Source organism: Robiginitalea aestuariiviva (assembly GCF_029537735.1).
Lineage (GTDB): Bacteria > Bacteroidota > Bacteroidia > Flavobacteriales > Flavobacteriaceae > Robiginitalea > Robiginitalea aestuariiviva.
Genome location: NZ_JARPUQ010000002.1, coordinates 324870 through 335860, shown reverse-complemented (window position 1 = coordinate 335860; position 10991 = coordinate 324870). Strand labels below are relative to the sequence as shown.

11 protein-coding genes are annotated in these 10991 nt (G+C 57.2%); 4 read left to right on the top strand and 7 right to left on the bottom strand.

What is annotated here, in order from left to right:
- Positions 1 to 63 precede the first annotated feature (63 nt).
- The gene (gene purU, locus OZ410_RS08180) at positions 64 to 912 is read left to right on the top strand and encodes a formyltetrahydrofolate deformylase (protein ID WP_277707460.1); all 849 of its coding nucleotides are present in this window, start codon (positions 64 to 66) and stop codon (positions 910 to 912) included.
- A 59-nt stretch (positions 913 to 971) separates the two neighbouring features.
- Positions 972 to 1694, top strand: a complete 723-nt coding sequence (locus OZ410_RS08175; RefSeq protein WP_277707459.1) for a DUF4197 domain-containing protein — start codon at positions 972 to 974, stop codon at positions 1692 to 1694.
- A gap of 211 nt (positions 1695 to 1905) precedes the next feature.
- Here the strand turns inward: OZ410_RS08175 and OZ410_RS08170 are convergent, their stop codons facing one another.
- Positions 1906 to 2430 carry a hypothetical protein gene (locus tag OZ410_RS08170; RefSeq protein WP_277707458.1) on the bottom strand — a complete coding sequence of 175 codons (525 nt, stop codon included), beginning with the start codon at positions 2428 to 2430 and terminating at the stop codon, positions 1906 to 1908.
- Between the two features lie 142 nt (positions 2431 to 2572).
- Here OZ410_RS08170 and OZ410_RS08165 point away from each other — a divergent pair, with 142 nt between their 5' ends.
- Positions 2573 to 2767 carry a hypothetical protein gene (locus OZ410_RS08165; protein WP_277707457.1) on the top strand — a complete coding sequence of 65 codons (195 nt, stop codon included), beginning with the start codon at positions 2573 to 2575 and terminating at the stop codon, positions 2765 to 2767.
- A 13-nt stretch (positions 2768 to 2780) separates the two neighbouring features.
- Here OZ410_RS08165 and pyrF read toward each other — a convergent pair whose 3' ends face one another.
- The 5 genes from pyrF to OZ410_RS08140 form a co-directional block, all read right to left on the bottom strand.
- Positions 2781 to 3590 (bottom strand): orotidine-5'-phosphate decarboxylase, encoded by an 810-nt coding sequence (gene pyrF, locus OZ410_RS08160; RefSeq protein WP_277708354.1) that lies wholly within the window; start codon positions 3588 to 3590, stop codon positions 2781 to 2783.
- A 2-nt stretch (positions 3591 to 3592) separates the two neighbouring features.
- Positions 3593 to 4669 carry a peptide chain release factor 1 gene (gene prfA, locus OZ410_RS08155; RefSeq protein WP_277707456.1) on the bottom strand — a complete coding sequence of 359 codons (1077 nt, stop codon included), beginning with the start codon at positions 4667 to 4669 and terminating at the stop codon, positions 3593 to 3595.
- Positions 4670 to 4811: 142 nt separating this feature from the next.
- Positions 4812 to 5240, bottom strand: a complete 429-nt coding sequence (locus tag OZ410_RS08150) for a QcrA and Rieske domain-containing protein (RefSeq protein WP_277707455.1) — start codon at positions 5238 to 5240, stop codon at positions 4812 to 4814.
- Positions 5241 to 5304: 64 nt separating this feature from the next.
- A complete protein-coding gene (locus OZ410_RS08145) occupies positions 5305 to 6483 on the bottom strand; it encodes an AIR synthase related protein (protein ID WP_277707454.1) in 1179 nt (392 codons plus the stop codon).
- A 49-nt stretch (positions 6484 to 6532) separates the two neighbouring features.
- Positions 6533 to 8707: a glutamine synthetase III family protein gene (locus tag OZ410_RS08140; RefSeq protein WP_277707453.1), complete on the bottom strand. Its 2175-nt coding sequence runs from the start codon at positions 8705 to 8707 to the stop codon at positions 6533 to 6535.
- A 215-nt stretch (positions 8708 to 8922) separates the two neighbouring features.
- Here OZ410_RS08140 and OZ410_RS08135 point away from each other — a divergent pair, with 215 nt between their 5' ends.
- The gene (locus OZ410_RS08135) at positions 8923 to 9939 is read left to right on the top strand and encodes a glutamine synthetase beta-grasp domain-containing protein (protein ID WP_277707452.1); all 1017 of its coding nucleotides are present in this window, start codon (positions 8923 to 8925) and stop codon (positions 9937 to 9939) included.
- 57 nt (positions 9940 to 9996) lie between these two features.
- Here OZ410_RS08135 and OZ410_RS08130 read toward each other — a convergent pair whose 3' ends face one another.
- Positions 9997 to 10932, bottom strand: a complete 936-nt coding sequence (locus OZ410_RS08130) for a calcium/sodium antiporter (protein WP_277707451.1) — start codon at positions 10930 to 10932, stop codon at positions 9997 to 9999.
- Positions 10933 to 10991 lie beyond the last annotated feature (59 nt).

Below are 10991 nucleotides of genomic sequence, written 5' to 3'. Positions count from 1 at the left end.
AAATAATACGCCTTCCGCCAATTCCCTTGCCATTCCCTTACTTTTATCGCCAAAATGATCTGCATGCGCGCTACCCTGCTCATCCACTGCCCGGACCAACCCGGGATTATCCACGCGGTTACGGGCCTGATCCAGCAAGAGGGCGGTAATATTGTTTACCTGGATGAACACGTAGACCGGCAGGCCGGGGTATTCTTCATGCGGCTGGAGGCGGACTTCGATGCCGGCGCCTGGGACGCATCCGCCTTCCGTGACGCCTTTTCAGGAACCCTGGCCCGGCCTTTTGAAATGACCTGGTCCCTTCACCTGGACCGGGCCAGCCGCATGGCCCTGTTCGTTTCCAAATACGTCCACTGCCTCTACGACCTGCTGGGGCGCTACCAGGCAGGGGAACTCCGTGTAGAAATCCCCTTTATCCTGAGTAACCACCCGGATTGCGAGCCTATCGCGAAGCAGTTCGGGATTCCCTACTACCACATCCCCATTACGCGGGAAACCCGGGCTGCGGCCGAAGCCCGGCAGCTGGAACTGCTGGCCGCCCACCAGGTAGACTTCATTGTCCTGGCGCGCTACATGCAAATTGTGGGCCCGCCGGTGATCGCGGCCTACCCCAACCGCATCATCAACATCCACCATTCGTTCCTGCCGGCCTTTGCCGGGGCCAAACCCTACCATGCCGCCTTTGAACGTGGGGTGAAAATTATCGGGGCTACCAGCCATTACGTTACGGAAGACCTGGACGAAGGGCCCATCATTGCCCAGGACGTGACCCCCGTATCGCATATTCACAGTGTAGCGGATTTTATCGCCAAGGGCCGGGACCTGGAAAAAATGGTGCTGGCCCGTGCAGTAGCCCTGCACCTGGACCATAAGACCCTGGTCTACAACAATAAGACGGTGATCTTTGCCTGATCCCGGGAAGGCGTACACGAAAATCCCCGCCCCGGCCGTTTATTTCTAAAACACTACCCATGTTCAAACGTATAGCAATTACCGTGCTCGCACTGGCCCTGGCCGGATGCGGGGAACTCCAACAGGTCCTGGACCAATGGCCGGCCGGCGGGCCGGTAAGCCAGGAGCAGATTGCCGCCGCCCTGCAGGAGGCCCTGGATCAGGGCATAGACCGACAGGTGGTTAAGCTGGGGGCGGAAAACGGGTTTTTCGGGAACCCGGATTATCGCATCCTGTTGCCGGAACCCCTGCGCAAAGTAGACCGCACCCTCCGGGATATTGGCCTGGACGACCTGGCGGACGAGGGCCTGAAACTCCTGAACCGGGCCGCCGAGGACGCCGTAGGTACGGCCACCCCCATATTTGTGGATGCCGTAAAACAAATGACCTTTACCGATGCCCGCAACATCCTGATGGGCCCGGATTCGGCCGCTACCACCTACCTGCAGGACAAAACGCAGCAAGCCCTGTATACGCGATTTTTGCCAGTTATCGAGACCTCCTTCCAAAAGGTCGGGGCAGACCAGGTCTGGGAAAACCTCATAGGCCGCTATAACCGCATCCCTTTGGTACAGCCGGTTAACCCGGACCTGTCGGATTACGTGACCGGGGAAGCCCTGAAGGGGGTCTACCGGGCCATCGGGCAGGAAGAGGTCCGGATTCGCAAAAATATCGGTGCCCGCAGCTCGGACCTGATGCGCCGGGTGTTTGCCCTGCAGGACACTTACACCGGGGGGCCATAAATTGCGTCCGGTCAAAAAAACATAATCGCTTGTATACTAAACCCTTGTCTGCCTGCGTTAGTTTTGTAAATGCATGCAGTTTCACGGGGGTTTAACCCAGGCTTAAAACAGGAGTAACACCCGGAATGGAACTTTGCCACCGAATTATTTGAGTTAGTATTTTTTGAGTTAGTTAGTTTGGAAAACCCCGGTTCCCGAGAACCGGGGTTTTTTATTCCCCCTGGGGCATACGGGTATAGATCCCGTCAAAGAGCGTCTGTACGGACTCCCCTCCTGCCAGAACCTCCCAATGCTGCCGTACGGTCCCGTCCGGCCTGAGGCTCCAGGTAATGCGATGCTGCCCCGGGGCCTGCCCTTCCCGCTGAAAAGGCTCGGAGGTAAGGACCATCCGGTTGCCATCCCCGTTACCGTACAACTTAAGGACCGTGCCGGAGCGATCCACCCACAGTTGCTCCCACCGGCCTTCCTTGCTGTTGAAGTAATTAAAACTGCTGCCGGTGGATTGCCCGCCGGCCCCCACCCAGTGTTCCTGCAAGAGGCAGCCGCCCTGTTGCTTTTCAATCCGGTTGGTACCCAGGCGTTTTCCGGAGGCATCGCGGACCTCCCAGGAGCCGATCCAGAAATCAAAGGCCTGGTGTTCCGGCTGGCAACAGGCGCAAGGGGGTGTTCCGGGTTCCTGCCCGGCAAGCTGTAGTGAGGTCAGCAGCAGGGAAAGCCATAAAAAAGATCTGAACATAGTCTGGGTTTTCGAGTACCGGGAAACCCCCGGGACGCATTGGTGTTAAAAAATAGACAAATCGCTTGAATTTTAGATAAATATACCCCTCCTTTCTAATCCAAAAGCCGGTTTGGATCGTATATTTGTAAAAACGGGTGCTATGAATCAACAATTCTGCAAAGTAGGGGCCAGTCACCCCCTGGCCGAAGGCCGAAAAGGGATCGCATTACTGCAAAACCAATACCGCTATTTCAGGGAGCGGGCAGCCGAGGTTAAAACCTCCAATGCCCAGTTCGGGAATTTTCTGGAGCTCAAGGCCAGAAAGGTGGAACGGTTGCTGAACAGCCTGCTGTAAGCCCCTGATCCGCTCACAAAAGCTTTGCCATCTGCGCCTGCAGGTCGGCAGCACTTTCGGCTGCTTTTTCCGCAAAGTCCTGGCCACTGGAGGCATAGATAATTCCGCGGGAGGAATTAACCAGCAACCCCACCTGCTCCGTTAATCCGTACCGGCATACCTCTTCCAGGCTGCCCCCCTGGGCACCTACGCCCGGGATCAGCAAAAATGACTTAGGAGCGCGCTTGCGTATCTCTGCCAGGTATTCCGCCTTGGTAGCCCCCACCACAAACATCAGGCGTTCTGCCCCCTGGTAGCCCAGGCTCTCTTCCAGCACCCGTTCGCAAACCATACCACCGGGCGTCTGCAGGGTCTGGAAATCGAAGGCCCCCGGGTTGGAGGTCAGGGCCAGCAGGATGGTATACTTCCCCTCAAAGGCCAGAAAGGGTTCAACCGAATCCCGCCCCATATAGGGCGCTACCGTAATCGCATCAAAATCCAGGGTTTCGAAAAACGCCTTCGCATAGCGCGTGGCCGTGTTGCCGATATCGCCCCTTTTGGCGTCGGCAATGGTAAAGTGGTCCGGGCAGGTGGCGTTCAGGTATTCGATGGTGCGCTGCAGCGCCTGCCACCCTGCCGCCCCGTAGGCCTCGTAAAAAGCCGAATTGGGCTTATAGGCCACGCAATAGTCCCGGGTGGCATCTATAATGGCCTTGTTGAAGGCAAAAATAGGGTCCGGGAGGTCTTTCAGGTGGGCCGGGATGCGGTCCAGGTCCGTATCGAGTCCCACGCAGAGGAAGGACGATTTCCGGCGGATGTGCTGTTCGAGGTGTTCCAGGGTCATCATCAGAGGATCTCGGAAGCTTCCTTGAGCTTCTCTGTATTTTCCACCAGCATCAGTTCGTCCAGAATGCGCTGTATGTCTCCGTTTATAATGTTCTGCAGGTCGTAGAGGGTCAGGCCAATGCGGTGGTCGGTCACCCGGCCCTGGGGGTAGTTGTAGGTCCGGATCTTGGCCGAACGGTCCCCGCTGCTCACCTGGGAGTTTCGCTTGGCAGCATCCTCTTCCTGCTTCTTGGCCAGTTCCATGTCGTACAGGCGGGAACGCAATACCTTAAAGGCCTTGTCCTTATTTTTGTGCTGGGATTTTTCGTCCTGGCACTGGGCCACCAGGCCGGTGGGGATGTGGGTAAGGCGAACCGCGGAATAGGTGGTGTTCACAGACTGCCCGCCGGGACCGGACGAACAGAAATAATCGATCCGCACATCCTTGGGGTCTATTTGTACATCGAAATCCTCGGCCTCGGGCAACACCATCACCGTGGCGGCACTGGTATGGACCCGTCCCTGGGTTTCAGTCTGGGGCACCCGTTGCACCCGGTGCACTCCGGCTTCGAATTTCAGGGTGCCGTATACATCCTCCCCGCTTACTTCGAAGTGGATTTCCTTAAAGCCACCGCTGGTCCCTTCGCTTAAATCAATAACATTGGTGCGCCAGCCTTTGGATTCGCAGTATTTGGTATACATTCGAAACAGGTCGCCGGCAAAAATACTGGCCTCGTCTCCGCCGGTACCGGCCCGGATTTCCATGACCACGTCCTTGGCATCTTCCGGATCTTTGGGAATCAGCAACAATTTGATCTCCTCCTCAAGGGGCGGCAGGGCCTCCCGGGATTCATCCAGTTGCAGCTTAGCCATTTCGACCATTTCGGCATCGCTTCCGTCCGCCAGGATTTCTTCCGCCTCCGCAATTCGGTCCTGCAGGCGCACGTACAGGTCCCGCTTGTCCATAAGCTTTTTCAGGTCCTTGTACTCCTTGTTAAGCTGCACGTACCGTTTCTGGTCCGCGATGATATCCGGTTGGATAATCAGGTCGGAGACCTCGTCGAAGCGCTGTTTTACGATGTTGAGTTTATCGAGCATTGCTGCGGGATGGGTTTGGCGCGAAGGTACGATTTTTGGATGGATTTACACCGTCAGGCACACGGGCAGCAGGCATGCGCAACCCTTCCCGACCGGCCGCTTGCCGGAGGGATTCCGCTCCCCGGAAAACCCGGTATCTCAACTATTCAAATACCCGAAGGAGGTTGCCGTTAAGCTGGGTCTGGAAAATCTTCAGCGGGTTACTGGTAACCGCATTAATGGGGGTGCCGCTCTGGTTGAACTGGGATCCGTGGGTGGAGCATTGAAAAATCCCCCCCTGGCTGGTCACAAAGCGCACCTGGTCCGTTTGCTGGTGGCTGCAGATCTGGCTGGCCGCCACAAAATTCCCTTCCAGGTTCCGGGCCACCACCACAAAATTCCTCAGGATAAAATCGCCGGGATTTTGCAGTGCCGTGCCGTCGGGGCCGCTCAGGTCCACCGTAAAATCCACCCCTTCCGGGATGGGCTCCGTCTTTAATTCAGGCCCTTTGGTACACCCCTGCGTACATGGGAATACCAGGGCAAAGGCCGCGCCTGCGCCAAGGCTGCGCAAAAAAGCTTTCCGTTCCATAACGTTCTTTTTTTTTGGGAAGTTCCCTCCTTCAAGAACGGGAAAGGCCGGAAAAAAGTATGGGTCAATAGGTAAAGGTCCCCTGGGCAGATTGAATGGTAAGCCCGGTACGGGGGGCCGCTTCTACCCGGCCCACAATGCGCGCTTCAATGCCGAAACCTTCGGAAATGGCCATGAGCTGCCCGGCTACGGCCTCGGGCACATAGAATTCCATGCGGTGGCCGCAGTTGAACACCTGGTACATTTCCTTCCAGGAGGTCCCGGATTCCCGCTGGATGAGCTCAAAGAGCGGGGGTACGGGAAAGAGGTTGTCCTTCACCACATGCACCCCTTCCACAAAGTGCAGTACCTTGGTCTGGGCCCCGCCGCTGCAGTGCACCATCCCATGGATGGGTTCGGTACCCAGTTCCTCCAGCACCTTTCGCACAACCGGGGCATAGGTGCGGGTGGGGGAAAGCACCAGTTTGCCGGCGTCCAGGGGCACCCCGGGCACCGGGTCGGTAAGGCCCACGCTGCCGGAATACACCAGGTCTGCAGGCACTTCGGGGTCAAAACTTTCGGGAAAGGCCTTGGCCAGTGCCTTTTCAAAAACGTCGTGGCGGGCGGAAGTGAGGCCGTTGCTCCCCATCCCCCCGTTATATTCGGACTCGTAAGTCGCCTGCCCATAGGAGGCCAGCCCCACAATAACGTCTCCAGGCCGGATGCGGGCATTGTCGATTACGGCATCCCTGCGGATGCGAGCCGTTACGGTAGAATCTACGATAACCGTTCGTACCAGGTCGCCCACATCGGCGGTTTCCCCCCCGGTGCTGTGGATGCGCACCCCCTGGCCAGCCAGGTCCTCCAGCAGTTCCTCCGTACCCTGTATGATGGCGGCAATCACCTCGCCGGGAATCTTGTTGGCATTCCGGCCAATGGTGGAACTCAACAGGATGTTATCGGTAATCCCCACGCAGAGCAGGTCGTCCAGGTTCATCACCAGGGCATCCTGGGCAATTCCTTTCCAGACGGAAAGGTCTCCGGTTTGCTTCCAGTACATGTACGCCAGGGAAGATTTGGTGCCCGCGCCATCCGCATGCATCACCAGGCAGTAGTCCGGGTCGCCCGTGAGGTAATCCGGCACCACCTTGCAAAACGCCTTGGGAAACAGGCCCTTGTCTACTTTGGCAATGGCCTTGTGGACGTCGTCTTTGGTGGCGGATACCCCCCTTTTCTGGTAGCGTTCGGAAGCGTTGGATCCCATATCAATCGGTTTGGGCAAAAATACGGGAATCCCGCGGACCGGCAACTCCCTATTTGATGAAGAGCAGGTCCCGGTACTTGGCCAGGGGCCATTCCTTTTCGCTCACCAGGCGTTCCAGACGGTCTGCATGATGGCGGATCTGCTCAAAATACGGGAGCACCGCCTCGCAATAGGCCTTGGCTTTCTTGCGGATATCGCTCATAGCATTGGCGCGTTTACGGGCCTCGGTCATGGCATCGGTCTGCTTGCGAACGGCCTGCAGGTGTTCCGAGAGTTGTTCCAGGATCCCCAGCTGGGCTTCGGCCAGGGGTTTGTGGGCAGCCCCGTATACTTCCTTCATGCCGTGGATATTGGTCAGCAGGCTGTTCTGGTAAGCCACCGTGGCTGGGATGATGTGCCCATAGACCAGCTCGCTCAGGACACGCCCCTCAATCTGGGTCTGCAGGATATAGGTCTCGAGTTCCACCTCCTGCCGGGCGCGAATTTCCTTTTCTGTCAGGACACTTGTGCGGGCAAAGAGGTCCAGGCTTTCGGCCGAGGTGAGCACCTGCAGGGCCTCCGGGGTATTTTTGTTGTTGCTGAGTTTGCGGCGCGCGGCTTCCTGCTCCCACTGGGTACTGTAACCGTCCCCGTCAAAACGGATGCGTTTGCTGGACTTGATGTATTCGCGAAGCACGTTAAAGATGGCCTCGTCTTTCTTCAGTTTCTTTTTGTCGATGAGCTTGTCCACCTCTTCCCGGAACTCGGTAAGCTGGCGGGCCACAATGGTATTGAGTACGGTCATGGGCTTGGCGCAATTCGCCTTGGCCCCCACCCCGCGGATCTCGAATTTATTCCCCGTAAAGGCAAAGGGGGAAGTGCGGTTGCGGTCCGTGTTGTCCAAAAGGATCTCGGGGATCTTGCCCACCACATTCAGTTTCAGTTCCGTTTTTTCCTCGGGCGAAAGCTTGCCCTGGGATACCCCCTCGAGTTCGTCCAGCACCTGGGTGAGCTGGGAACCGATAAAAATGGAGATGATGGCCGGGGGGGCTTCATTAGCCCCAAGCCGGTGGTCGTTGCTGGCCGAAGCGATGGAGGCCCGCAGCAATTCCTCGTACCGGTCTACGGCTTTGATGGTGTTCACAAAGAAGGTCAGGAACTGCAGGTTCTTCATGGGCGTGCTCCCCGGGCTTAGCAGGTTGGTGCCCGTATCGGTACTCAAAGACCAGTTGTTGTGCTTCCCGGAACCGTTAATGCCGGCAAAGGGTTTTTCGTGGAAAAGCACCTTCAGCCCATGGCGTTCGGCAATCTTCTCCATCAGGTCCATCAGCAGCAGGTTATGGTCTACCGCCAGGTTGGCCTCCTCAAAGACGGGCGCCAGTTCAAACTGGTTGGGCGCCACCTCGTTGTGCCTGGTTTTTACGGGGATACCCAGCTGCATGCACTCCCCTTCCAAATCCCGCATAAAGCGAAAGGCCCGCCCAGGTATCACCCCAAAATAATGGTCGTCCAGCTGTTGCCCCTTGGCGGCGGCCTGCCCCAGCAGGGTACGCCCCGTAAGCATCAGGTCCGGGCGGGTGCGCGCCAGTTGGGCATCCACCAGGAAATACTCCTGCTCCCACCCCAGGGTAGCGTTCACCTTGGAAACATTTTTATCGAAATACCGGGCCACGGAGGTGGCCGCTTCATCCACGGCATGCAGGGCACGCAGTAAAGGTGTTTTATTATCGAGTGCCTCCCCGGTGTACGAGACAAAAACCGTGGGGATGCAGAGGGTGCTGCCGTAAATAAAGGCCGGGGAAGTCGGGTCCCAGGCGGTATAGCCGCGGGCTTCAAAGGTGTTGCGGATCCCCCCGCTCGGGAAACTGGAGGCATCCGGTTCCTGTTGCACCAGCTGGCCCCCACCAAATTTTTCGATGGCCCGCCCGTCCGGCAACAGGTCAAAGAAGGCGTCGTGCTTTTCCGCCGTGGCTCCCGTAAGGGGCTGGAACCAGTGGGTATAGTGGGTGGCCCCCATGCTGATAGCCCAGGCCTTCATGGCTTCCGCCACCTGGTCTGCGATCTTCCGGTCGATCTTGGAACCGGAAAAAATCGCGCTTTTAACGCTGTTATAGGCGTCCCCGGTCAGGTATTGCAGCATCCGGGCCTCGTTAAAGACGTGAGAAGCAAAGGTCTCGGAACGTCGGGCAGCGCCCGGTTCTGCGGGGTTCGGACCAGTCAGGTCGGGGTTCTGAAATCGGTGCATGACATCCAGATTTGAAGTGGTAGCCGGTAAAATTACACATTTCGTACTGAACGCCCCTAAAATTATTTTTTCAGCAATATCCCCCCACAAAAAAGGGGGTGTTAATAATTATTGTGCTTTTTTTGATAATATACCCCCTTCGGACTATGGATGAGTGATCAAAAACTTTATTTTTGACGGTCAAAATTATAATCAACAATAAACTCTTCGGAATCATGAGCAAAGTAAAATTGGAGTATATCTGGCTGGACGGATACACCCCCACAGCCAACCTCAGAAGTAAAACCAAGATTGAGGACAATTTCAGCGGGAAGCTGGAGGACTGCCCCATTTGGGCATTCGACGGTTCCTCCACAAAACAAGCGGAGGGCGGTTCTTCTGACTGCCTCCTGAAACCGGTAGCCATCTACCCCGACCCGGGGCGCGAGAACGGCTTCCTGGTGATGTGCGAAGTCCTTAGCCCGGACGGCACGCCCCACCCTTCCAATGCCCGCGCAACCATCGATTCCGATGTGGATGACGATTTCTGGTTTGGCTTTGAACAGGAATACTTTATCATGGACACCCATACCGACCTGCCCCTGGGCTTTCCCCATGGCGGATACCCCGGTCCCCAAGGGCTCTACTACTGCTCCGTGGGCGGCAAGAACACCCACGGCCGGGAACTAGTGGAGCGCCATGCGGATTACTGCCTGGAGGCCGGCCTGAACTTTGAAGGCATCAACCAGGAAGTAGCCTGCGGCCAGTGGGAATTCCAGATTTTCGCCAAAGGTGCCAAGAACGCCGGGGACCAGGTTTGGGTAGCCCGCTACCTGCTGGACCGCCTGACCGAAGATTACGGCTGGTACATTGAATACCACCCCAAACCGGTTCGTGGGGATTGGAATGGAAGTGGCATGCACGCCAACTTCTCCAACACCCTGCTGCGTACCTGCGGCTCCAAGGAGGTATACGAAAAAGTATGCGAGGCCTTCCGTCCTGTAACGGAAGAGCACATTGCGGTATACGGAGACGAAAACGACCTGCGCCTGACCGGGCAACACGAAACCGCTTCCATTCATGAATTCAGCTATGGGGTATCCGACCGTGGCGCGTCCATCCGGATCCCGATCATGACTGTGGAGAAAGGCTGGAAAGGCTGGCTGGAAGACCGTCGCCCGGCTTCCAACGCGGACCCGTACAAAGTGGCCGCCCGCATCATCAAAACTGTGGAGAGCGCAGACATCAAGTAATTGCGCGATCCTTAATTATAAGGAAACCCGGCCCATCGGCCGGGTTTTTTTATGGGGTTACAGAGTAAAGTATAAAAAGGTGGCATAGGTGGCCAGCAACACCAGCCCGTCGCGCCAGCCCAGGCGCAGGCCTTTGGGAAAAAACACCAGGGGCAGGATCAGGAAGGAAATCCCCAGCATCCAGAACACATCGGAGTCCAGCAAACGGGTGTCTACCACGGGGATGGGGGTAATCAGGGCGGTAATCCCGAGTACCGCCAGGAGGTTGAAGATGTTGGAGCCTATCAGGTTGCCTACGGAAATGGCTTTTTCTTTGCGGGCCATAGCAATGACCGAGGCGGCCAGCTCGGGGATACTGGTACCCACAGAGACTACCGTGATCCCAATTACCCGTTCGCTTACCCCGAAGATACCAGCCAGGCCCACGGCGCCGGAAATCAGCAGTTCAGACCCGCCCCAAAGGGCCACCCCGCCCACGGCCAGATGGGCCAGCACCAGGGTAAGCGGTTTGGAAGACAGGGCCGCCTCCGGGGGTTGGGCCACCACGGGTTTCTGGAAGCGGAGCAGGTAGATCAGAAAAAGGAAGAGTACCCCTACCATAACAGCACCCTCTCCCCTGCCCAGCACTCCGTCCCAGGCCAGGAAACCGTAGAACAAGAGGGAAGCCAGCATAAGCATGGGCCAGTCCGTGACATAAAAACTGGGGCGCACTTCCACATGCCCAATGAGCAGGGTTACCGCCAGCACCAACCCCAGGTTGGCGATGTTAGAGCCGATTACATTCCCCAGGGCCAGGTCCGGGAAGCCTTCCAGGGCCGCGTTGGCACTTACAATAAGTTCCGGGGCGGAGGTAGCCAGGGACACCACCGTCATCCCGATTATGATGCGCGGGATGTTGAGCCGCATGGACAAACCCACCGCCCCCTTGAGCAGGCTATTGCCGCCCAGGACCAGCAGGGCCAACCCGGCGAGCACGTAAAAAGATTCCGTCATTTTAGGGATTTGACGTAAAGATACCATACCGCCTGCATACTTCCCGCGCCCGGGCCACA